This window comes from Mesorhizobium sp. M0802 (genome assembly GCF_040320115.1).
Lineage (GTDB): Bacteria > Pseudomonadota > Alphaproteobacteria > Rhizobiales > Rhizobiaceae > Mesorhizobium.
This window is the reverse complement of record NZ_JAMYOY010000008.1, coordinates 1-21,806: the sequence shown is the minus strand read 5'-3', so window position 1 is coordinate 21,806 and position 21,806 is coordinate 1. Positions and strand designations below refer to the sequence as shown.

The window sequence follows — 21,806 nt, the reverse complement described above, 5'->3', positions numbered from 1 at the left end:
GGAGAAGCCCTAGGATTGGGGCATCATCTGCGGCGAAGAAACAGGATTTTCTATGACCGACTTCATCATTCTGCCGGGCAGCGGCGGATCGGGCGAGACCCACTGGCAGACACGCTGGCAGCAGGCCGACCCGGCGATGCGCCGCTTCAGCCCGGCAAGCTGGGAGCTGCCGGATTTCGACGACTGGGTGGCGGCGCTGGACGTCGCGGTGTCACACGCAATGACCCCGCCGGTGCTCGTCGCCCACAGTCTCAGCTGCCTGCTGGTCGCGCATTGGCAGGCGGTGTCGAGCCGTCGGATCGGCGGGGCGTTTCTGGTTGCGGTTCCCGACCCGGCCTCGCCGGTCTATCCCTCTTACGGAATTCCCTTCGCCGATACGCCGCGCGGGCCGCTTCGCTTCCCCTCGCTGATCGTGGCCAGCACCGACGATCCCTATGATCCGAACGGCTATGCCCGTGAGAAAGCCACACAATGGGGCAGCGAACTGCACATCGCCGGGCCGCTTGGTCACATCAACAGCAATAGCGGGCTGGGCGACTGGCCGGCGGGAATGGAGTTGCTGACGGCCTTCGTGAGAGAGAGACAGGCCGACCACGCAATCGCACCGTAGGCGCCCGAAGCGTGCGCGCGGGCTTGCCCCGACTTGTCCCGCCAGCTATCTCTCGGGAGGGCGTTTGTGAGGGAGCCTGCGAATGGTGTCCGTCCGATATCTGGTCCGCGATGTCGATCTGTCCATCGCGTTTTATACGAGCCATCTGGGCTTCGCGCTGAAGCAGCAATTCGGTCCGGCGATGGCCATCCTGACGCGCGGCGACCTCTCGCTCTGGCTCGCCGGCCCCATGGCGTCGGCAGCCAGGCCGATGCCGGACGGCCGGACACCCGAGCCGGGCGGATGGAACCGGTTCGTGCTCGAAGTCGAGCAATTGCCGTCAATCGTGACTGAGATGCGCGAGGCCGGCGTGCGGTTCCGCAACCAGATCGTCGAAGGTCCGGGCGGGCGACAGATTCTTTGTGAAGACCCGTCCGGCAACGTGATCGAGCTGTTCGAGCCCAGCTAGGCTTCGGCCGTCGCCTGGGCTTCGGCGCCGAGCTTTGCCGGGTCTTCCCAAGGCCGCTCGGCGTCTGCTTTGCGCTTCGGACAATCCTCGTAGTCATGCTCTCGCGAACCGCAATAGGAGCAGCATTTTGCCGGCGTGTCGGTTCGAAGCATTGTGGCCATGCACAAGAATGCACGAAAATTCATCCGGTTGCAGCAGCGTCTGCGACGCCGCTGCTGGGATGCGTGACGGCCAGCCTGGCGCCGCCCTCAACAGCCGCCGCCGAGGATCGGCAGAATCTCGGCGGCAGACATTGCGCGCGGCGCGTATTCGTCCGGCCTATATCAAAGTTAAATGCGGATGCTGGGCGTGAGGTGGTAGGTGATCGCGATGGGGGGACTCTCAACGCGCTCGAGGTGTCCCATGGACGTTCGAAATCTGATTGCCAAACTGTCGGCCGCGGTATTGCACCGCCGCGCCGCGTCTTCGCCGATACTGTTCAGGCCGATCCGCAACTCGCTCGCCGACATCCCGTTGAAGCCGGCGCCGCGGCCGCCTTATCGTCCGCATCGGCCGATCTGGCCGGCAAGCAACATGTAGCTCGCCGGGCTGCAACCAGTTTGTGATTTCCTCGTTTATGGCGATCCCGTTTTCAAGGAGGCAAGTGATGAGATCGATCCGGGCGAGGCGCGAATGGTTTGGATGGTGAGCGCATGAGCCGTTTTCTGCCCCTGACGATCAGATTCGTGGACGGCAGCGCGATGACGGTGTCGTCGATCGCCGACGCCAGGAGGGCGCTAGGCGGAACATGGAAGAACAAGCAGACGGCGGCCTACAAGGCGGCCGACAGGCTGGTGGACGACGCGTTGAACGGCATTTGCCGCCCGGACATCGCCTTTGCCGCTTTCCAGAATGCCGCCGCCCAACAGGGCTTGCTGAAGCCGGCCAAGCCAAGTGCCGCCCTTGCCATGCTCGACGAATTGGCGTCGCTGGATGGGCATCGTTGAAAGACCGGCTGACGGATTGCCGGCGATGTCATGGCGAACGCCGGATGGCCTATCTCGGCTCGCGATTCATGCTGAGATAAGTCGGGTCGAACTCGGCGATTTCCACCAGCTGCTGCCAGTCCAGAATGGTCACCATGTAATTCGCCCAGCCGATCACACCGATCTTGCGCAGCGCGCCGATGACCCGGTTCATGTGGACCACCGAAAGCCCAAGCACATCGGCCAGTTCCGCCTGCGACAGGGGAAGCCGGAAACTCATGCCGTTGGTCTGCTTGACCACCTGGAGCCGGACGAACAGCTCGCACACCAGATGCGCCAGGTGCGACGTCTTGGACCGCCGGCCCATGGCCACGATCCATTCCCGATGGATGGCGCCATCGACGAGCGTGTCCAGCCACAGCAAGCGGCTGAGATGAGGCGCCTGTTCGGTGATCGTCCTTAGCCGACTGTGGTCGGCGGCGATCACCCGGCATGGCGACAAAGCTATAATGCCATGGTCCATTGTCTTGAGCAGGAAGGCGTGCAAATCGACAAAATCGCCGGGCACCTGCAACGAGGTGAACTGGCGGCCGCCATCCTCCAGCACCTTGTAGCGCGCCGCCAGACCCTCGATGATGAGCGTGCTGTAACCTGGCCTCGATCCCTCGGAAACGATGTCCTGACCGGTGGCAAAATCCATCTCGATGGTCATGGCGGCTGCCAGCAGCCCCTTTTCCTGCTCGGACAAAGCGTCATGCTGGCCAAGGTTGAGATAAAGCGGTTCTAGCATCGAGGATCCAGTTCGAGATTTCGTGGACATTCGTGGCCTAGCCAAACGCCGGAGATCGGGTGCGGTTGCAATCGGCCGGCACGGCGACGGCTCCTGGCAGGAAATCTGCTCAGGACACAGTCGCATGGAACCATGGGTGCGGGTTGGGATTTAGTCCATGTCGCTCAAAAATGGCCCCGATTTTGAGACAACGACATGCATAAAAACACAGACCTGAAGCGCGTCGCCTGCGCCCTTTCAACCGCGACGCGCTTTAGCGTTCTCCAGCAGGGACTTGCACATATGGAACGGTTCTACTTCGACTTGTACAACGCCGAGACCCAGATTGACGAAGAGGGGCAGCTTTTTCCCAGCCGGGAGCGCGCGGGAGCCGAAGCGCTGCGCATATTGCACGATGTGGCGCGCGACGAGATACCGGAGGGCGACCACCGGCGGATCACCGTCAAGATGCTGAACGAGAACAGGGAGCAGATATTCGAAGCGTCGCTGACCATGGCGTCGCTGTGGAGTTGAACTCGTCGACCCTGTCGAGGACTGTATGGAACCTCTTGCCCTCCCCTCTGTTTCCTAAGGAGGGGCCAGCGGCAGAAGCTGCCCGGCTGATTGACTGGAGGCATCTATGTCCTTGCAAAAGCTTCATCCCGAGCAGGTCGACGACACACGCAGGCTTGCCTATTCGACCTTTGCCCCGGCGCTGATCGGTTGGCTCACCAAGCGTCTGGCGCGGTGTCAGGGCGTCAAGGAACTGGGCGCCCTGGAAAAGTCGCTCATCCGCCTGATCGAAGACTCCGATGTCGATGGGCCGCAAGCCGAGGCGATGAAAGAGTTCGCCATCGAGCTGGTGGTGTCGACGATATCGGAAGCCCGCGCTCACCCCGACACCAAGAGCGATGTCGAAGCCGTTGGCGAGCGCCGCGCCGAAGGCCGCTCCGAGAACCCGCAGACGCTCGAGGAGCAGTTGCAATCAGGGCTCGAAGACAGTTTTCCGGCCAGCGATCCGCCCGCCGTCGTCTCGACCGCCATTTCCGGCGCCTCGAAGGACCTTGTCGGTACAGATGAGGTGTTGCGCCGCAAGAAGGAGGCGGCGCAGCGAAAGCAGGAAAAGGCCGACGCCGGTTAGCCGGACAAGTCGCGCGAGCCCGAGGCGATGAGAAGTCTCAGCCGAAGCGCTTTTCCGGCGACTGTCCGCTGGCCGGTGACTGTTCGCCGGCCCGCGCGACGATCGCCTCGAGCGGCTCCGGCCGGTGAAGCAGAAAACCCTGGCCATAGGCCACGCCCATGCCGCGCAAAATGTCGAGCGCTTCCTGCTGTTCGATCTTTTCGGCCACCACCGCGCAGCCGAGACTTTTGGCGATGCCCGCTATGGCCGAGACGATCTCGCGGTCGAAACTGCTTTCCGCGATATTCTCGATGAACGAGCCGTCGATCTTGATCTGATCGACCGGAAAGCGCCGCAAATATTCGAACGAGCTCATGCCGGCGCCGAAATCGTCGAGGCTGACGCGGCATTGCCGCTCGCGCGCCTTACGCACGAACTGCTCGGCGGCGTCGAAATTGGTGACGGCCGCGGTCTCGGTGATCTCGAAGCCGATGCCGGAATGCGGCGCCCCGGTCTCGGCGATGACGGCGTCGACGAAATCCCACAGCAGCGGATCGCTCAGCGTCTGCGCCGACAGGTTGAAGCCGAGCATGATGGCGCCTGAGCGCATCGCCTCGCCATGCTGCGAAAGCGCTGTCCTGATGATCCAGCGGTCCAGCCGCGAGGCAATGCCGAAGCGCTCGGCGACCGGAATGAATTCGTTGGGCGGGATCAGCTTGCCATTGCGCCCGGCAAGCCGCGCCAGCACCTCGACATGGCGGCTCTCCTGCCAGGGCTGGCCGAGCAGATGGATTTCCTGGCCGAACAGTTTCAGCCGCCCTTCATCCATGGCGTCGACCGTGTCGGCGGCGACACGCGCAGCGTTGAGGCCGCCGGAGCCCGACGCCGCATCGGCCGAAAACACCGCGAAGCGATTGCGCCCGGCCGCCTTGGCCGCATAGCAGGCGTCGTCGGCGCAGGCCAACGCATCGGCAACCGTGGTGGTGGTGTCCTCGACGAAGGCGATGCCGATGCTGGCCGCGAGTTTTCGCGAGGTCGCCGGCAGTCCGAGGTCGGCGTCACGGACCGCCGCAAGAATCGCGCCGGCCAGCGCCTCGGCCTTGGCCGATTGGCAATTGGGCACCAGCAGCGCGAACTCGTCGCCACCGAGGCGCGCGGCACGCGCCGATGCCGGCAGGCAGCCCAGAATACCGGCGGCCACACCCTTCAGCGCCAGGTCGCCGGCGGCGTGGCCGGCGAAGTCGTTGAGCGCCTTGAAGTAGTCGAGATCGACGTAAAACACCGCCAGCGGCAAAGCCCGCTCGGTGGCGATGTGCACGGCCAGCAGCCGGTCGAAGGCGGCACGGTTCAAGAGGCCCGTCAGCGCATCGTGGTGAGCGGCGTAGGCGAGTTCCCGCTCGCGTTTCTTGTCCTCGGTGATATCGCGCACGGTGCCGAGAATCTGGCCCGCTGTCTCAGGCGCCGCGATGAAGCGCACCAGCGATTCGACATGGCGGATTTCGCCGTCGCGCCTGACGATGCGGTATTGCGCGGCGACGACGCCGTCGGTCGAAAGCGGCGCCAGATGGGCGCGCTCTGCGGCATCCTTGTCGTCGGGGTGCAGATAGGAATGCCAGAGGTCGGCGGCCACCTCGTCGGTGTCGGCGACCAGACCGAATATCTCCCTGGTGCGGGCGTCCCAATAGCTCTTGTTGGCGTCGATGTCGTGATGCCAGATGCCGGTGCCGCTGGCCGCCAGCGCCAGGCGAAAGCGCACATTGACCCGCTCCAGTTCGGCTTCCGCCTCTTTCTGCCGGCTGATGTCGGTCTGCACGCCCATCAGCCTGACCGGCTTGCCCGTCTCGTCACGCTCGACAATGCCGCCGCGGTCCAGCACCCAGATCCAGTGGCCGTCCTTGTGCTTGAGGCGCAGCTCGGTCTCGATCGAGGCGGTCAGGCCGGAAATGTGCCGCTCGCCGCTGGCCAGCGCCCGCTGGCGGTCGTCGGGATGCGTCAGCTTCAGCCAGAGGTCGTCGCTGTTGGCAAGCTCGCCATCCTCATAACCCAGCATGTGCGACCAGGTCGGCGAATAGAAACAGTCGCCGCTCAAAATATCCCAGTCCCATACGCCGAGATGAGCGCGTTCGAGCGCAAGCGCCCAGAATTCGCCGTTGCGTATTTTCTCTTCAGCCATGCCCTGATTTCGCTCACTCCGTCGCCGCCACTATGCACGCAAGCAGAGAAGAAACCGTTACCGGGTGCGCCGCGCCCACAGTGCGGACAAGGCCTGCAATCGTGCCGGACCATGCCGTAAGGCGTCATCATGCGATTGGGGCTCGTCATGCCATTGGCGCCCTGATTGGAACCGCCCTGCCCGGCCTTGGCTCGACGATCCTTATCGCGCGGCGGCGCGCATTGTCCTCGAGCAGGCCGCGCAGTTCCTCACGGCCGCGCGCGATGCGCGACATCAGCGTGCCGGCCGGAACGCCGAGCATCTCGGCGGCCTCGGCATAGGAGAAGCCCTCGATGGCGACCATGGTCAGCGCGGCACGGCGGTCCGGGCTGATCGCCTGCAGCGCGTCGATGATCTCGCGCGCGGCGACGTTCTCCAGCTGGTCGGCGGGAGAGGCCTGCACCTCGCCGGCCTCCAGCGGCAGCATCGAGGCCTCGCCACGCCGGTTCACCTTGCGCATCTGGTCAATGAACAGATGATGCATGATCGTGAACAGCCATTTTCGCGGGCTCTCTCCCGTCTGCCAGTTGTCCAGCCGCAGCAGCGCCCGCTCCAGGCAGTCCTGGACGAGATCGTCGGCGGAATCGCGGTCGCGCAGCAGCGAGCGCGCATAGCGGCGCAGGCGCGGGATTTCGTCGAGAATGGCTCTCTGCTTTTCGTCCATGACATTTTGTCTTCGTTTCGGCATGCCGTGCCGCAAAACCGCTGCGCCCCCGGGTGAGGACAGCTTTGGCTGATCTGAAAAAATTCCTCTGTTCATGCCTGTCGTCGGCTCCAAAAACGCTGGGCACTTTTGGGCGACAGGCATGACGCGCTAGCGCGGCGTGGCGTCGATGGTGACCCGGTCGGGATAGAAGGCGCCGTGGGCGCGAATCTCGGCCATCTCGTCGAAGGGCTGCTCATAGGCCCACATCGCGTCGTTGCCGGTTTCGCCCGCCGGCAGCACGTTCCAGTAGCTGGCGTCACCCTTGTAGGGGCACAGCGTCGACCGCTCCGTCTTCCTAAGCTTGCGGAAGTCGATGTCCTCGAACGGGATGTAGAAGGAGAAGGGATGGGGCGGCTCGGTCACCATTTTGGCTTTTGCCGAGGAAGCGATGATGGTGCCGTTTGCAAACACGACGACACGCCCGTTGAAGGGCTCGACGGTGATCACCTTGCCCGGATTGCGCCTGAAGCCGGGTGACGGGTTCGCATGCTGATCCATGACTGCTCTCCTTGTCCGCTGGTGGTTCGATGCCGGTCGACGGCGTCAGCTCTCACTGGTCACTGATGGGCCGGCGACAGCGGTCACACGCGACAGCTTCTGGCGCTTTTCGAGCTGTGGCTTTTCATAGGTCTTCTTCATCGTTCTTCCTTTTCTGACGTCTGGCAGCCGGTCCGCGCGGCTGCCGGCCGTGGATCATGGCTCCAAGGGACAACAGGCGCATCTCCCGTCCGGCCGATGCGCCGCCGAAGGAAATCCGGGCCAGCGTGGCAAGAACGATTCGCATGTGTTTCGCCGCGATCCGACGGCGGTGGATTTATCTCAGCCGGGACGGCCATGCTTGGGCCGGGCGGAACACGGTTTTGGCGAATGCGGCCCTGTCAGCACGACCGCAAGGCTTGGACAGGCGCGAACAGCTACCGGCGCGGCTATGGCGATGGCTGCTTGGCGCCGGTGCACGCGCGAAATATCGATAATAAAGGACGACAGGTGAGACTCTACAAAATCAAGATGATTTGCCAGATATCTTCGCCTTTTCGGCACGAGAAGCAAAATAAATTTTCGACAGACGAACTTTCACTTCGGAAAAATGTCCATTTCATCTCTATTAACCAAATATTAACCAAAATTATCCGATACATGCCGAAGTTATTCGCTGTCGTAATCCGAATCTAAGTTGTAATAATCATTGCACAGTTCGCTTCTGACATTACTGTATCGTTGATGTCTTGCGAAGCATGCAACGGAGGAGCTGTAGGAGTGAAATCCGGGTCAAGACTGTGTTGCGAGGAACGGTCTGCCCGACGGAGGAAACACGCATGAGATTGCTGAAATATGCGCTGCTGGCGGGAGCGTCGCTGCTTCCCATCCTGCCCGCGATCGCCGCGACCGCGACGGGCAGCATGAATGTCCGCATCACGATTACCGACGAATGCAAGGTGCAGACGGCGAGCGATCTCGATTTCGGCTCGCACGGTGTCATTGATGCGAATGTCGACCAGACCAGCACCATCAACGTGCAATGCACGACCGGCAAGTCCTACAATGTTGGTCTGAGCGCCGGCGCGGGCGCGGGCGCAACGGTTGCTGTTCGCAAGATGACCGGGCCGGCGTCGGCGACGATCGACTACACCATCTACAGGGAAAGCACCCGGACGCAGCTTTGGGGCACCACGATCCCCACCGACACGGTCGGCGGAACCGGCAACGGCGCCATTCAGCCGCTGACGGTCTACGGGCGTGTTCCACCGCAGACGACACCGGCGGCGGGCCTCTACACCGACACCGTTGCGATCACCATAACGTACTGACAATCGATACCAACACGAGGACGATCATGCGATCCATGCTTTCATGCATCGGAGCCACGGCTGTTCTGTTGCTGTGCGCCGGTCTCTCACAAGCCGCTTCGCTCAGGGTGGCGCCGACAGGTCTCGAGCTGATCTCGCCCGACGCCTCGGCGGTTCTCAACCTCAGCAACGATGACCCCAAGCGGCCGATCAATGTGCAGATACGCGTCTTCGCCTGGAGCCAGTCTGGCGGGATCGAGACGCTGACGCCGACTACGGACGTCGTCGCCAGCCCGCCATCGACCAAACTCGGACCCAATGCCCAATACGTGGTTCGCGTCGTGCGCGTCAGCAAGGCGCCGGTGCGGGCCGAGGAAAGCTACCGCGTCATCGTCGACGAGTTACCCGACCCGTCGCGCAAGAAGGCCGGTACGGTCGCGCTCGCGCTGCGCTACTCCGTGCCGGTGTTTTTCCGCGACGCCGATGCGGCCGCGCCGGCAGTCGCCTGGAGTGTTTCGCGCAAGGGCGGCAGTCTTGTGCTGACAGCCAGCAATACCGGTGAAAGTCGTCTCCGCTTGTCCAACCTATCCCTGACCCAGAACGGCAAAAAGCTCGGCAACCGAAACGGGCTCGTCGGTTATGTCCTGGGCGGCGCGACCATGCAGTGGCCGATCGGCAGCGGCAAATCACTGTCAGCGGGCTCCGTGCTTTTGAAGGCACAGAGCGATCTTGGACCCTTCGATGCCAACGTTGCCGTCAAGGGCAAGTAGCGTCGCTGTCATCGTCGCGGTTGCGACTTTCACACCTTGCTTGGCGGTGCGTTCGCAGGAATTTCCGGCCGTGACGAACCTCGAACAGCCGGCTTCCGTTTTGCCAGCGGGCCGCAGCCTCTATCTCGAGGTGTTCATCAACGACGTTTCGACCAAGCTGGTCGGCAATTTTATCGAGATGCCGGATGGTGGGCTGGCGGCGGCGCCCCAAGAGCTGAAGGAGGTCGGCCTGAAACCGCCGGAGGACATAGCCGACGCCGGCGGCCTGGTCAGGCTCGACCAGTTGGCCGACGTTTCGTTTCGGATCGATGAGGTAGCCCAGCGCCTCTACGTCACCGCCGCCAATGACAGCCGCGAGGCGCGCATGGTGGATCTCGGCTTGCGCTTGCAGGACCGGCCGGCGCCGCAATCGGGCTTGGGCGCGGTTCTCAACTATTCGCTGTTTGCCAGCTCCAACACATTGTTCGACAAGGACGTCGAGCTGTTCCAGGGCGTTTCCGGCGGCTTCGATGCGCGCGTGTTCAGCCCCTATGGAACGCTCAGCCAATCCTTCATCGCCGGCTATTCCGACGGCAGGCTGGGCGGCTTCACGCGGCTCAACACGACATGGAGCTATTCCGACCCCGACCGGCTGATGACCTATCGGGCCGGCGACTTCATCTCCGGTGGATTGTCGTGGACGCGTCCGGTCTATCTCGGCGGCATCCAGGCGCAACGCAACTTCCACCTGCGATCGGACCTGGTGACGCTGCCCCTGCCCTCCTTCGGCGGCACGGCGGCTGTGCCGTCGACGCTCGAGGTCTATACGCAGAACGTGCGCACCTATTCCGGCGACATCCAGCCCGGGCCGTTCCAGGTCACCAATCTGCCGGTGTTCACGGGCGCAGGACAGGCGCAGGTGGTGCTGCGCGACAGCCTGGGCCGCGAGACCACGGCCACCTTGCCGTTCTATGCCTCCAGCATGCTGCTGCGCCAGGGACTGCTCGACTTTTCCGTCGAGGCAGGGATGGCGCGGCGCAATTTCGGCATCTCCTCCGACGATTATGACGGCCGCGTCATGGGGGTCGCCAGCGCGCGTTACGGCGTGACCGACCGGCTGACATTGGAAGCCCATGCCGAGGGCGGCGCCGATCTGATCAATGGCGGCATAGGTGCTGCCTTCCCGCTCGGGGCATATGGCGCGGCTTCGCTGGCAGTCGCCGGCAGCCATCATGACGGGCGCACCGGCTCGCTGGTCGATGCCAGGGCCGAGTTCGGTTATGATGGCTGGGCGGTCAATGCCCGCATGCAGCGGGCGTTTGGCGGCTATGATGACATCGCTTCGGTGACGGCACAGCCGGTCATACTCGATCCCGATGATTTCACCCGTTTCAGCGCCGGTGTGCCGCGGGCGGTCGACCAGGTGACGCTCAGCGTGCCGATGCCGATCGATTTCTCCAGCCTCAACTTCTCCTATACCCACCTCAAGGATGCCGAAGGCGAGACCAGCCAGATCGTCGGCCTCTCCTATAGTCAGGCGATCTTCAAGCGCAGCACGCTCTATGCCACGGCCTTCGCCGATCTCGACGACGGCGACAGTTATGGCATCTTTGCGGGGATTTCGATCCCGTTCAATGACGACGTCATGGCGTCGACGGGTGTCGAGCATGGGCCTGACGGCCTCAATATCGTGGCCGACCTCGCCAAATCGGAGCGGGCCGAGGACGGCAGCATCGGCTGGCGGCTGCGCACCTCGGAGGGCGAGGTCCCCAATCGTTCGGCAGCGGTCAGCTACCGCGCGCCGTTTGCGCGTTTCGAGGCCGGCGCCCAGCAATTCGACAAGGACTTTCGCGTGACCGGCCAGATGGACGGCGCCATTGCGGTCGCAGGCGGCGGGGTGTTCGCCACCAACCGCATCGACGATGCCTTTGCCGTCGTCGATGTCGGCACGCCTGATGTCGAGGTGTTGCATCAGAACCGGCCGGTAGGCAGGACCGACAGCAAAGGCCGAATCCTGGTCACCGGGCTCAACTCCTATGAGCTGAACACGGTGTCGATCGACCCGAAAAACCTGCCGGTGGACGCGGATGTCCCGGCCACCAAGGAGACCGTCGTCCCAGCCGACCGCAACGGCGTCGTGCTGAAGTTCGGCGTGTCCGAGGCGGCACAGGCCGCGCTGGTGACGCTGGTCGACTCGAGCGGAACGCCGCTCGAGGCCGGACTGTCGGGACGCGTCGATGGCGGCACTGAAGACTTTGTCGTCGGCTATGACGGGCAGGCCTATATCAAGGGCCTCGGCAAGCAGAATTCCGTGCAGGTCGAGCGCGCGGACGGCGGTTCATGCCGGGCAGAGTTTCCCTTCGAGGCGATGCGTGGCCGGCAGGTGGTGATCGGGGACGTGGTGTGCCAATGAACATCCGACGCCAGGTGCTGCGCGCAACGTTCATCATTGTCCTTATGCTGCTGCCGTCGCTCGCCCGCGCGCAAAGCTGCAGTTACACCGTCACCAGTTTGAATTTCGGCCTCATCGACACGCTGTCGGGCACCGCGGCGACATCGACAGCCACCTTCACCGCGACTTGCAGCGGCAGTTTGCCATTGCTGCTGCCGGTCCTGGTGTGTCCGCATATTGCCGCCGGCACCGGCGGTGCAACCTCGGCGGCGGCCCGGCAGATGGCGAGCGGCGTCAACAGCCTCAACTATCAACTCTATTCGGACCCCGCAATGAGCGTTGTCTGGGGCACCCATAACTGGGCCTATGCCTCGCGCCCGCCACCGCTGCTGCTGAGCCCCAATCTCTTCGGCAACTCAACCGACACCCTGACGCTCTATGGGCGGGTTCCCGGCGGCCAGGCGACCGTCCCGCCGGGCACCTATCTGTCGACATTTTCGGGCGGGCAACTCGAGTTCCGCTCCCGGACAACCCTGTTGAGCAGCAGCTGCGACACCGGCGCGGGCAACTTGGGCACCAGTCCGACCTTCACCATCAACGCCACGGTCGCGGCAAACTGCCTGGTCGCCACCCAGAACATCGATTTCGGCCCCAAGGGGGTGCTCGACGCCAATGTCGATGCCGCCGGCCAGGTTACGGTCACCTGCACCCCGTCTACCGCGTACACGGTTTCCCTCAATGGCGGCACGACAGGGGGCACGCCGACCACCCGCAAAATGTCGAAGGGCGCCGAGAGGGTCACCTACGGCCTCTACAAGGATCTGGCGCGCTCGCAGCCCTGGGGTGACGCCGGAACGCCGGGAAGCACGGTGGCCGGCACCGGAACCGGTACGGCCCAGGCGCTCACCGTCTATGGCCGCGTGCCGCCGCAGACGACGCCCTCGGCCGGCGTCTACACCGACACGGTGGTGGTGACCATCACCTATTGATCGCGGCCCGCCTCGCCGTTGGCCGGCGCCAGCCAGCGCGCGTAAATCTCGCCGACGATGCCGCGGCGAAAGACCAGCACGCAGATCATGAAGATCAGGCCGGTGGCGATGGTCACCGGGAAGCCTGAGGTGGCGAGGGTGTTTTCCAGGCCGACGACGAGGCCGGCGCCGACGACAGGACCGACCATGGTGCCGATGCCGCCGAGCAGCGTCATCAGGATCACCTCGCCCGACATCTGCCAGGTGACGTCGGTCAGCGTCGCGAACTGGAAGACGATCGCCTTGGTCGCGCCGGCAAGCCCGGCAAGGGCTGCCGACATGACGAAGGCGGCGAGCTTGTAGCGGCCGACCGAATAGCCCAGCGAGATGGCGCGGTTCTCGTTCTCGCGGATCGAACGCAGGATCATGCCGAAGGGCGAGTTGACGATGCGCCAGACGGCGAAGACGCCGATGAGGAAGACGGCAAGCACGACGAAATACATGTTGAGCGTGACGTTGAGATCGACGATGCCGAACAGATGCCCGCGCGGCACGCCCTGTATGCCGTCCTCGCCTTCGGTGAACGGCGCCTGGACGCAGAAGAAATAAAACATCTGCGCCAGCGCCAGCGTGATCATCGAGAAATAGATGCCTTGCCGGCGGATGGCGAGGAAGCCCATGACCAGGCCGAGCACGGCCGCGCCGGCGGTGCCGAGCAGGATGCCGGCCTCGGGCGGCCAGCCCCATGCCTTGACGGCGTAGGCGCAGAAATAGGCGGCGGCGCCGTAGAAGGTGGCGTGGCCGAACGACAGCAGCCCGGTGTAGCCGAGCAGCAGGTTGAAGGCGCAGGCAAACAGCGCGAAGCACAGCATCTTCATCAGGAAGATCGGATAGACGAAGAAGGGCGCGGCGATGAGCGCCACTATGGCCAAAGCTATCAACACCCGCTCCAGCCGCACGGAGGCGGCGGTGCGCTGGTCGTGAAGGGCTGCCTCGCTCATCTCAGGCGTCCCTTCCGAACAGGCCGGCGGGGCGCAGGAGCAGCACGACCGCCATGATAACGAAGACGACGAGGTTCGACGCCTCGGGATAGAACACCTTGGTCAGGCCCTCGGCGAGGCCGAGCATGTAGCCGGTGACGATGGCCCCGAGAATCGAACCCATGCCGCCGACCACGACGACGGCAAAGACGACGATGATGATATCGGAGCCCATCAGCGGACTGACCTGGTAGACGGGCGCGGCGAGAATACCGGCAAGGCCGGCGAGCGCCGCGCCGAGCCCATAGGTGAGCGTCAGCAGCAGCGGCACGTTGACGCCGAAGGCCTGCACCAGCTCCGGATTCTCGGTCGCGGCGCGCAGATAGGAGCCGAGCCTGGTCTTTTCGATCAGGAGCCAGGTGCCGATGCAGATAATGAGCGAGGCCACCACCACCCAGCCGCGATAGTTGGGCAGGAACATGAAGCCGAGATTGGTGCCGCCGGCAAGCTGCGCCGGAACGGCATAAGGGTTGCCCGACACGCCGTAGTAGAAACGGAACACGCCTTCGATGACCAGCGCCAGGCCGAAGGTGAACAGCAGCCCGTAGAGCGGATCCAGGCGATAGAGCCGCGACAGCGCCACGCGCTCGACCGCCATGCCGAAGACGCCGACGATGAGCGGAACCAGGAGCAGCGCCGGCCAGTAGCCGATGCCGAGATGGACGAGCAGCAGGTAACCGATGAAGGCGCCGAGCATATAGAGTGCGCCATGGGCGAAATTGATGATCCGCAGCAGGCCGAAGATGACGGCCAGGCCGAGGCTCAGCATGGCGTAGAAGGAGCCGTTGATCAGCCCGACCAGCATCTGGCCGAGCAAGGCCTGGACGGGGATGCCGAAGATCATGGTCATGGCGTCACCGAGGGTGTTGCAAGCGGGATGCGTCTGTGCGGCACGTACCCCCACCCGGACCTTCGGTCCGACCTCCCCACAAGGGGGAGGTAGGGCGGTGGCCCTCCACCTTGTGGGGAGGGTCGCTGCGCAGCAGCGGGGTGGGGGTACTGCCGTGGGCTGTCGTCATCATACCCCCAACACCTCGTGCAGCTGTTGCGTGTGAGCGGCAAGCTCGCTTACGGCAAAACCCTCCACCACCTTGCCGTGCTCCATCAGGTAGAAGCGGTCGGCGATGCGGGCGGCGAAGCGGAAATTCTGCTCGACGAGCAGGATGGTCATGCCGCGCTTCTTCAAGGTGGCCAGCAGTTCGCCGATGCGCTGGACGATGACCGGCGCCAGGCCCTCGGTCGGCTCGTCGAGCAGCAGCATCTGCACGCCCGTCCGCAGGATGCGGGCGATGGCCAGCATCTGCTGTTCGCCGCCGGAGAGTTTGGTGCCGGGGCTGTTGCGGCGCTCCTTGAGGTTGGGGAAGAGGTCGAAAATCTCCTCGACGCTCATGCCGCCCTTGGCCACCACCGGCGGCAGGATCAGGTTCTCGTCGACCGTCAGCGTGGCGAAGATGCCGCGTTCCTCCGGCACGAAGCCCAGGCCCTTATGAGCGACGCGGTGCAGCGGCAAGCGCATCAGGTCGCTGCCGTCGAACGCGACGCTGCCGCTGCGCTTTCGGACCAGCCCCATGATTGCGCGCAGCGTTGTGGTCTTGCCGACACCGTTGCGGCCGAGCAGCGTTACCGTCTCACCGCGAAAGACGTCGAGGTTGACGCCATGCAGCGCATGGCCCTCGCCATACCAGGCGTGGAGATCGCGCACGGCAAGCATCGGCTCACTCATGCTCGGTCCCCCTGCTCGGTCCCCATGTAAGCGATCCTGACGCGCTCGTCCTTGCTCACCGTTGCGTAATCGCCGGCGGCGAGCACCTGGCCGCGCTGCATGACGGTGATCCAGTCGCAAAGGTCGGCGACGACGGTGAGATTGTGCTCGACCATCAGCACGGCGCGGTCCGTTGCCAGCGAGCGGATGATGCCGGAAATGACGCCGACATCCTCGTGCCCCATGCCGGCCATCGGCTCGTCAAGCAGCAGCACTTTCGGGTCGAGCGCCAGCGTGGTGGCGATCTCGAGCACGCGCTTCCTGCCATAGGAGAGATCGCCGGCCGGACGATGCGCGACATCGTCGAGACCGACGACGGCAAGCAGTTCGCGCGCCCGTGGAGTCAGTTGGTCAAGCGCGGCCAGCGAGCGCCAGAACTGGAAGCCGAGCCCGCTCGGCCGCTGCAAGGCGACGCGGACATTGTCGAGCACGCTCAGATGCGGAAAGATCGCCGATATCTGGAACGAGCGGACGAGACCCATGCGCGCCACCCTGGCCGGCGCGGTGCGGGTGATGTCGTTGCCCAACAGTTCGATCCTGCCGCTGCTCGGCTGCAGGAACTTGGTCAAGAGGTTGAAGATCGTCGTCTTGCCGGCGCCGTTCGGCCCGATCAGCGCATGGATCTGGCCGTGATGGACGTCGAGGTCGACATTGTTGACGGCGACGAAACCGGCAAAGTCGCGCCGCAGGCCGCGGGCGGAGAGCACCACCCGCGGCTTGATTTCGGCACCGTCCGGCTGGACGGCCACGGCTTGCGCCAGCGTCACTTGGTGACGAGCGGGCAGCCGCTGTCTTCAGCCTTGATGAAGGCCTTGTCGCCCGGAATGGTCGCAAGGTAGGTGTAGTAATCCCAGTCCTTCTTGCTCTCCTCGGGCTTCTTGACCTGGTAGAGATACATGTCGTGCACCATCGAGCCGTCGGCCTGTACCTTGCCGTTGGCGTTGATGATGTCGTCGACGGGCATTTCATGGAGTTGCTTGGCGACCGCCTCGGTCTCGTCGGTGCCGGCCTTGTCGATGGCCTTGAGATATTGCAGCACCGCCGAATAGGTGCCGGCCTGGATCATGTTGGGCATGCGGTTGGTGCGCTTGAAGAAGCGCCCGGCGAAGTCGCGGCTCTTGTCGTCGCGGTCCCAGTAAAACCCTTCGGTGAGCACCACGCCCTGCGCCGCCTGCAGTCCGAGGCCGTGCACCTCGGCAAGCGTGAACAGAAGTGCTGCCAGCCGCTGGCCGCCGGCGACGATGCCGAACTCGGCCGCCTGCTTGATGGTATTGGAGGTGTCGAGGCCGGCATTGGCAAGGCCGATAACCTTGGCGCCGGAGGACTGCGCCTGCAGCAGGAAGGAGGAATAATCCGTCGATCCCAAGGGGTAACGCACCTCGCCCAGCACTTTGCCGCCGCTTGCCTCAACAACCTTTGAGGTCTGCTCCTTCAGCGAATAGCCGAAGGCATAGTCGACGGTGATGAAATACCAGCTGTCGCCGCCCTGCTGCACAAGCGCGCCGCCGGTGCCGACCGCCTGCGAGTGGGTATCGTAAGCCCAGTGGAAACCGTAGGGCGAGCATTGCTTGCCGGTCAGGTCGGCCGATGCCGCTCCGGTAACGATGTCGATCTTCTTCTTTTCCTTGGACAACCCCTGGACGGCGAGCGCCACCGAGGATGTCGTCAGTTCCATGATCGCGTCGACCTGCTCGGTGTCGTACCACTGGCGCGCAATGTTGGAGGCAATGTCGGGCTTGTTCTGGTGATCGGCGTTGACGATCTCGATTGGCGCGCCCTGCACCTTGCCGCCAAAATCCTCGACCGCCATCCTGGCGGCCTCGACCGACCATTTGCCGCCGAAATCGGCATAGACGCCCGACTGGTCGTTGAGGATGCCGATCTTGACCTTGCCGTCGGAAATTTCGCCGGCCGCCGCCGGCATCGCAGTCGCCGCAAGCAGCGCGGCTGAGACGAGATAGGATGCTTTCACAGGTGGTTCCTCCCTTGTGGCCGACGCTGGAAAACGCGGCGGCCTTGCAATGGTTCAACAGCTCCGTCCGGTTCTCGCTGAAATCCGGGCCAGCGCCCGCCACTTCTCCTCTTGGCAACCCCTCCGCCCTGGGTGCGCCGGGAACCGTAGCATCACATTTCGCGAGGCGAGAATGCTATTTTCGTAGCATGGCGTGCTAGCGCGGCCGCTACCAGTCGGGCTCAATTGGAGAGTCTTCGGAAAAGCCGCTCGGGCCAGGCAGAGAGAGCGTTGCGGCGGCAGCGTCCAGCAGTGCCCCCGGAAGCCCTTTGAGATGCTCGCTGTCCAGCGGAAGCGCAAGATAGCCCGTGGCAATGCGTGCAGCCGCTTCCGCCTGTTCACGATCTCTCACTGCCTTGACCGCAGACCGATCAGGCCGCGTGGCCAGCCAAGCCTTGTGCAGAGCGAACATTCGAGGGTCGACCGTCGGTATGCTTACGGGATAGCCACGCTCATCGATCGCCACAGCCTCCACCTTCGGGGCGTTGATGAGCCATTGCAGCCCCTCCATGGGTGCGCTGTCGAGGTCGTCGGCAAGCTGTGTAATCGAGGTAGTGGCGTTGTTCTTGAGGACATGTCTTGCCTGCGGACGGATCAGGTCGACCAGATAGCCATCACGGTTCGCTGCCCTGAAGGCCCGGGGCTGGAGCGGCTTGAAGGACCTGTCCACTTTACGCAACACGCCTATCAGGCCGGACTGGCTTACCCTCTCGCCGGTCACGAAGCTGATGCGACGTCGGGAATCGAAGAGCAGGTCGATGTCGCCGGTTGCCGTGAGACCGCTGGTGATCTGGACGCCCGCCAGAGCCTCGTAAGCGAACAGCGCATTCGTGCCGACGACCAGCAACTGCTTGCCCAGCAGGTCTGTTTCGGCGCACCGCCGCAATATCCGTGCGGCGATGGCCGGTACCCTGCCCAACCCCATTGCCACATTGACTTTCGCCAGGCCGTTCAGGCGATCGGCCAGACCTGCCAGCAGATCCTTGTTCTGCACCCTGCCCTCGGAAAACGCAGCGAACGCCTTCTCCGTCTGGCTGCTTTTCGGCCCGAGTGAATTCTCGACCTGCCGGACCTTCCGCAGCAGGTATTCAGCACCGCTGCGCTCAACCCAGCGCATGCTGCCTGCAAAGCGCCTTTGGCGCTGGTCATCAGCACGCTGCCAGGCCTCGTAGACCTGTTGCGTATCTATGAGTTGGCGCCGCTGCTCGCCGGTCAACTCTCTCAGCATCGTTTTCCACTCTTAAGCCAGGATCAAGTTAACATAGTGGAAAACTCTTAATTAACAATATGTTGCTATGTTTTTCCACTATCGCAGCTATCATCCACACGCCGAGTGGAAAATACCGTAAAAACAATAGGTTATGTCCGAGAAAGGGAGGCCAGAACCTCACACGCGGGTTTTTAGCTGCGCGCGCCATGGCAGCCGCTTGCCGTCGCCTCACCGCTTCTGCGGATAGATCGTCTCGCCGCGCTTCAGCATCTCGACAAAAGCCTCGATCTTCTTCCTGCGCCCCGCCTCCGTCTTCATGTTGTGCGTTCGAAACGCCAGCGCGAACCGGTTCTGGGCGGAAAGCTTTGCCAGCATCTCCTTCGCCTTCGGCTCGGCGTCGATGGCGGCCTGCAGATCGTCAGGGATCTTCATGTCCTTGCCTGAGGCATAGGCGCGGTCCCAGCGGCCGTCGGCCTTGGCCGCCTCGACCTGTTTCAGCCCGTGTTCGGTCATGCGGCCCTCCTCGACCAGGCGGGCGACATTGTCGATGTTGATCTTGCTCCAGATGCTCTTCTTGCCGCGCGGCGTGTAGCGCTGCAGAAAGCTCTTGTCGTCGAGCGGCTTGCGTATGGCGTCGATCCAGCCGAAGCACAGCGCCACGTCGATGGCCTGCTTCGGCGTGATCGAGGCGAGGCCCGAGCCGACCTTGTGGACCTTGATCCAGACCTCGCTCTCGCCGGCATGATTTTCGCGCAGCCAGGCGTAAAAACTGTCGGGATCGGGGAATTCATGAACCTTGTCGGGATCGACCTTGAACGGCGCCATCATCACCTCGTTGTTGCCGGGCCGGCTGTATCGGCTGTCGATGCCAGTTTCCGTCAGCGGCGTCGATACCCCCTAGCCTATTGCGAGCCGGCTTGCGCCCAAGCCGGCGCTCATGGCAGTTTCCCGGCTGGTCGAGCCGGGCAAGGCAGACTGCAATTCGGGGGAAATGCCATGCGATCGATGTTACTCGGCCTCATCCTTCTGCTGCCGGCCTCGGCGCTCGCCGAACCCATCGAAACCCAGAAGATCATCACCGCGCTGACCGGCGACTTCAATGGGGACGGCGCCGCCGATCTGGCGATGATCGTCGAGACCGAGCCCGAAGACGATACCATGGACATGCATTTCTTCCTGAGGGACAAAAAGTACAATTTTCTGAAACCCGCCGGCGTCGTGCATGAGCAGGTCTACGGCGAATGGAACGACTACGACCAGCCGCATTATGAGGGCTCCGGCATCGAACCGGAGTTGACCTTGCTGCCCAACGGCTCGATCAAGATCTATCTGCCGGGGCTGATCGGCCCCGGCGAGCGGACCGACATGACGCTGACCATCGCCTGGCGCAACGAGGCCTTCGTCGTCGCCGGCGTTGCCTATGACCATTACAAATACCAGTCCGTTGTCGTCTACAGCAGCTGCGACTACGACGTGCTGACCGGCAAGGGCAAAAGTATGCAGACGCAGGATGATGACAGCAAGGTGAACAGTATCGTGTCTGTCGAAGGCCAGGTCGTGCCCTTCGCGGAGTGGGACACGGGGACGCCTTTTAGGGTATGCGGGGATTGAGGGGGCAGCCAATCTCCCCCCTCGTGGGGGAGATGGCCGGCAGGGGGGCCGCTGTCCCGCCAACGCACCGGCCAGTGTCAGCCACGTTTATCCCGCGATTCTTGTCAGAAAATAGATCGAGAGGTCGCGATCCTTCGCGCCCCCCCTCTGCCCTGCCGGGCATCTCCCCCACTTGGGGGGAGATTGGCTTCACTGCAGATGCGGTTTCTTCAAAAAGCTGTTTCGGTCGGCGGATTTCACTCGCAGCCAAGTCTCACGACCGTCACGCACGACCCTGAGAGGAATCTCCGAACCCGCCGGATTCTGCCATAGCTTGCGGTAGAAATCGGCGAGACCGTCGACCTCGCCATCGCGCACGTCGGAGATGATGTCGCCCTGGCGCAGGCCGGCCTTGGCGGCGGGGCCGCCTTCGGCGACGCTCATCACCACGACCGCACCGTTCGACTCGGCCGAGAAGGCGCCGAGCCATGGGCGCGGCGGCTTCGCCACCTGGCCGCGCGTCAGCAGATCGTCGAGGATCGGGGTCAGAAGGTTGATCGGCACGACCATGTTGATGTCGGCGACCTCGCCGTTGCGGCTCATCTGCAAAAGCAGCGAACCGATGCCGAGCAGGCTGCCATCCTGGCCGATGAGCGCCGCGCCGCCCCAGGACGGATGCGCCGGGGCAATGAAGATCGCCTCGTCGAGCAGATATTCCCAATAGCCGGCGAATTCCTGCTTGGTGACGATGTGTGCCTTGACCGAGCGGCCGGTGCCGTCGGCAAACACCACGGGGTCGCCGATCTTGGCCTTCGAGGCGTCACCCAGCGCCACCGCCGGCAGGCCGAGCGGCGCCAGCGCCTGCACTAGGCCGAAGCCTGTCTCCTGGTCATAGGCCAGCGCATGCGCCGGCACGACGCGGCCGTCCTGGTCGGTCAGCCAGACCTCCTCGGCCTCGGTGATGAGATAGCCGATGGTGAGCACCAGCCCGTCGCCGCGGATGACGACGCCGCTGCCTTCCCGGCGCGTGCCCAAGGCATTGGCCGTGAAGGCATCGTCAGGAACCATGGCGCGCACGCCAACGACGGAGCGCAAGAGCGGGGAAACGGGATCGATCGGCATGCTTTCATCCTGGCAGATATGCGTGGGCAGTATCCTCTATAGGTATGCCGCGCTGCACAGGGCGCAAGGGCTTAGGCAACAAGGCAATCATTTCAGAGGCTGGCGTTGCTCCTCATCCGCCTGCCGGCACCTTCTCCCCGTATAGCGACGGGGAGAAGGGAGATGGCCGCAACATCGGCGCTCTTGGCAACGCTGGCAATTGGCGAAATCAGTAGGCGACAGCGTCCTTCTCCCCGTCACTATACGGGGAGAAGTGCCCGGTGTCCGAACCGGATAGATAGGTAACAGAATGGACCGATAGCATGGGTGACAGTTTTCTTGTCCGCCGGAGGACCGGCGATGGTT

Annotated in this window: 24 protein-coding genes; 11 read left to right on the top strand and 13 right to left on the bottom strand. The window is 63.6% G+C overall.

Annotated elements, in window-relative coordinates; all coding sequences use genetic code 11:
• Positions 1-52: 52 nt before the first annotated feature.
• Both NKI10_RS13395 and NKI10_RS13390 read left to right on the top strand, forming a co-directional pair.
• The gene (locus tag NKI10_RS13395) at positions 53-610 is read left to right on the top strand and encodes an RBBP9/YdeN family alpha/beta hydrolase (protein ID WP_352860352.1); all 558 of its coding nucleotides are present in this window, start codon (positions 53-55) and stop codon (positions 608-610) included.
• Between the two features lie 82 nt (positions 611-692).
• Complete coding sequence (locus NKI10_RS13390; protein WP_023804966.1) at positions 693-1,058, top strand: VOC family protein; 366 nt, start codon at positions 693-695, stop codon at positions 1,056-1,058.
• Here the strand turns inward: NKI10_RS13390 and NKI10_RS13385 are convergent.
• Complete coding sequence (locus tag NKI10_RS13385; RefSeq protein ID WP_023804965.1) at positions 1,055-1,219, bottom strand: hypothetical protein; 165 nt, start codon at positions 1,217-1,219, stop codon at positions 1,055-1,057. The genes NKI10_RS13390 and NKI10_RS13385 overlap by 4 nt on opposite strands.
• 241 nt (positions 1,220-1,460) lie before the next feature.
• Here NKI10_RS13385 and NKI10_RS13380 point away from each other — a divergent pair, with 241 nt between their 5' ends.
• Together NKI10_RS13380 and NKI10_RS13375 are read left to right on the top strand one after the other, a co-directional pair.
• Positions 1,461-1,637, top strand: coding sequence for a hypothetical protein (locus tag NKI10_RS13380; protein ID WP_023671438.1), 177 nt, complete (start codon positions 1,461-1,463; stop codon positions 1,635-1,637).
• A 113-nt stretch (positions 1,638-1,750) separates the two neighbouring features.
• Positions 1,751-2,044 carry a DUF982 domain-containing protein gene (locus NKI10_RS13375; protein ID WP_023685943.1) on the top strand — a complete coding sequence of 98 codons (294 nt, stop codon included), beginning with the start codon at positions 1,751-1,753 and terminating at the stop codon, positions 2,042-2,044.
• A 49-nt stretch (positions 2,045-2,093) separates the two neighbouring features.
• Here the strand turns inward: NKI10_RS13375 and NKI10_RS13370 are convergent, their stop codons facing one another.
• Positions 2,094-2,813: a Crp/Fnr family transcriptional regulator gene (locus tag NKI10_RS13370; protein WP_023671436.1), complete on the bottom strand. Its 720-nt coding sequence runs from the start codon at positions 2,811-2,813 to the stop codon at positions 2,094-2,096.
• Between the two features lie 195 nt (positions 2,814-3,008).
• Between NKI10_RS13370 and NKI10_RS13365 the strand changes: the two genes are divergently transcribed.
• Together NKI10_RS13365 and NKI10_RS13360 are read left to right on the top strand one after the other, a co-directional pair.
• Positions 3,009-3,326, top strand: a complete 318-nt coding sequence (locus tag NKI10_RS13365) for a DUF6894 family protein (protein ID WP_023753170.1) — start codon at positions 3,009-3,011, stop codon at positions 3,324-3,326.
• 106 nt (positions 3,327-3,432) lie between these two features.
• Positions 3,433-3,933: a hypothetical protein gene (locus NKI10_RS13360; RefSeq protein ID WP_502897541.1), complete on the top strand. Its 501-nt coding sequence runs from the start codon at positions 3,433-3,435 to the stop codon at positions 3,931-3,933.
• A 37-nt stretch (positions 3,934-3,970) separates the two neighbouring features.
• Here the strand turns inward: NKI10_RS13360 and NKI10_RS13355 are convergent, their stop codons facing one another.
• The 3 genes from NKI10_RS13355 to NKI10_RS13345 all read right to left on the bottom strand — a co-directional run bounded on the left by NKI10_RS13355 (position 3,971) and on the right by NKI10_RS13345 (position 7,328).
• Positions 3,971-6,085 (bottom strand): EAL domain-containing protein, encoded by a 2,115-nt coding sequence (locus NKI10_RS13355; RefSeq protein WP_352860349.1) that lies wholly within the window; start codon positions 6,083-6,085, stop codon positions 3,971-3,973.
• 145 nt (positions 6,086-6,230) lie between these two features.
• The gene (locus NKI10_RS13350) at positions 6,231-6,788 is read right to left on the bottom strand and encodes an RNA polymerase sigma factor (protein ID WP_352655927.1); all 558 of its coding nucleotides are present in this window, start codon (positions 6,786-6,788) and stop codon (positions 6,231-6,233) included.
• A gap of 150 nt (positions 6,789-6,938) precedes the next feature.
• On the bottom strand, positions 6,939-7,328 hold the full coding sequence (locus NKI10_RS13345) for a DUF427 domain-containing protein (RefSeq protein ID WP_352860346.1): 390 nt from the start codon (positions 7,326-7,328) through the stop codon (positions 6,939-6,941).
• A gap of 818 nt (positions 7,329-8,146) precedes the next feature.
• Here NKI10_RS13345 and NKI10_RS13340 point away from each other — a divergent pair.
• The 4 genes from NKI10_RS13340 to NKI10_RS13325 are packed head-to-tail and all read left to right on the top strand — an operon-like array spanning position 8,147 to position 12,747.
• Positions 8,147-8,638, top strand: a complete 492-nt coding sequence (locus tag NKI10_RS13340) for a Csu type fimbrial protein (protein ID WP_023685937.1) — start codon at positions 8,147-8,149, stop codon at positions 8,636-8,638.
• Between the two features lie 26 nt (positions 8,639-8,664).
• A complete protein-coding gene (locus NKI10_RS13335) occupies positions 8,665-9,387 on the top strand; it encodes a fimbrial biogenesis chaperone (protein ID WP_352625861.1) in 723 nt (240 codons plus the stop codon).
• On the top strand, positions 9,359-11,779 hold the full coding sequence (locus NKI10_RS13330; RefSeq protein WP_352860344.1) for a fimbria/pilus outer membrane usher protein: 2,421 nt from the start codon (positions 9,359-9,361) through the stop codon (positions 11,777-11,779). The genes NKI10_RS13335 and NKI10_RS13330 overlap by 29 nt, the downstream gene beginning before the upstream one ends.
• Positions 11,780-11,793: 14 nt before the next feature.
• Positions 11,794-12,747, top strand: a complete 954-nt coding sequence (locus tag NKI10_RS13325) for a Csu type fimbrial protein (protein ID WP_502897542.1) — start codon at positions 11,794-11,796, stop codon at positions 12,745-12,747.
• Here NKI10_RS13325 and NKI10_RS13320 read toward each other — a convergent pair.
• The 7 genes from NKI10_RS13320 to NKI10_RS13290 all read right to left on the bottom strand — a co-directional run bounded on the left by NKI10_RS13320 (position 12,741) and on the right by NKI10_RS13290 (position 19,574).
• Positions 12,741-13,727 carry a branched-chain amino acid ABC transporter permease gene (locus NKI10_RS13320; protein WP_352860341.1) on the bottom strand — a complete coding sequence of 329 codons (987 nt, stop codon included), beginning with the start codon at positions 13,725-13,727 and terminating at the stop codon, positions 12,741-12,743. The two genes, NKI10_RS13325 and NKI10_RS13320, sit on opposite strands and share 7 nt — an antisense overlap.
• A gap of 1 nt (position 13,728) precedes the next feature.
• Positions 13,729-14,616, bottom strand: a complete 888-nt coding sequence (locus NKI10_RS13315) for a branched-chain amino acid ABC transporter permease (RefSeq protein ID WP_023671423.1) — start codon at positions 14,614-14,616, stop codon at positions 13,729-13,731.
• Positions 14,617-14,784: 168 nt separating this feature from the next.
• Positions 14,785-15,489 (bottom strand): ABC transporter ATP-binding protein, encoded by a 705-nt coding sequence (locus NKI10_RS13310; RefSeq protein ID WP_352860339.1) that lies wholly within the window; start codon positions 15,487-15,489, stop codon positions 14,785-14,787.
• A complete protein-coding gene (locus tag NKI10_RS13305; protein WP_286456597.1) occupies positions 15,486-16,277 on the bottom strand; it encodes an ABC transporter ATP-binding protein in 792 nt (263 codons plus the stop codon). Before NKI10_RS13305 ends, NKI10_RS13310 begins: the two co-directional genes overlap by 4 nt.
• A gap of 14 nt (positions 16,278-16,291) precedes the next feature.
• Positions 16,292-17,500, bottom strand: coding sequence for an ABC transporter substrate-binding protein (locus tag NKI10_RS13300; RefSeq protein WP_023689847.1), 1,209 nt, complete (start codon positions 17,498-17,500; stop codon positions 16,292-16,294).
• 208 nt (positions 17,501-17,708) lie between these two features.
• A complete protein-coding gene (locus NKI10_RS13295; protein WP_023735411.1) occupies positions 17,709-18,767 on the bottom strand; it encodes a GSU2403 family nucleotidyltransferase fold protein in 1,059 nt (352 codons plus the stop codon).
• A gap of 210 nt (positions 18,768-18,977) precedes the next feature.
• Entirely contained in the window at positions 18,978-19,574 is a 597-nt protein-coding gene (locus tag NKI10_RS13290; protein WP_023693762.1) for a YdeI/OmpD-associated family protein, read from the bottom strand.
• Between the two features lie 171 nt (positions 19,575-19,745).
• Between NKI10_RS13290 and NKI10_RS13285 the strand changes: the two genes are divergently transcribed.
• Positions 19,746-20,360 carry a hypothetical protein gene (locus tag NKI10_RS13285; protein ID WP_023715162.1) on the top strand — a complete coding sequence of 205 codons (615 nt, stop codon included), beginning with the start codon at positions 19,746-19,748 and terminating at the stop codon, positions 20,358-20,360.
• A 189-nt stretch (positions 20,361-20,549) separates the two neighbouring features.
• Here the strand turns inward: NKI10_RS13285 and NKI10_RS13280 are convergent, their stop codons facing one another.
• On the bottom strand, positions 20,550-21,461 hold the full coding sequence (locus NKI10_RS13280; protein WP_023671416.1) for a S1C family serine protease: 912 nt from the start codon (positions 21,459-21,461) through the stop codon (positions 20,550-20,552).
• Positions 21,462-21,806: the final 345 nt, after the last annotated feature.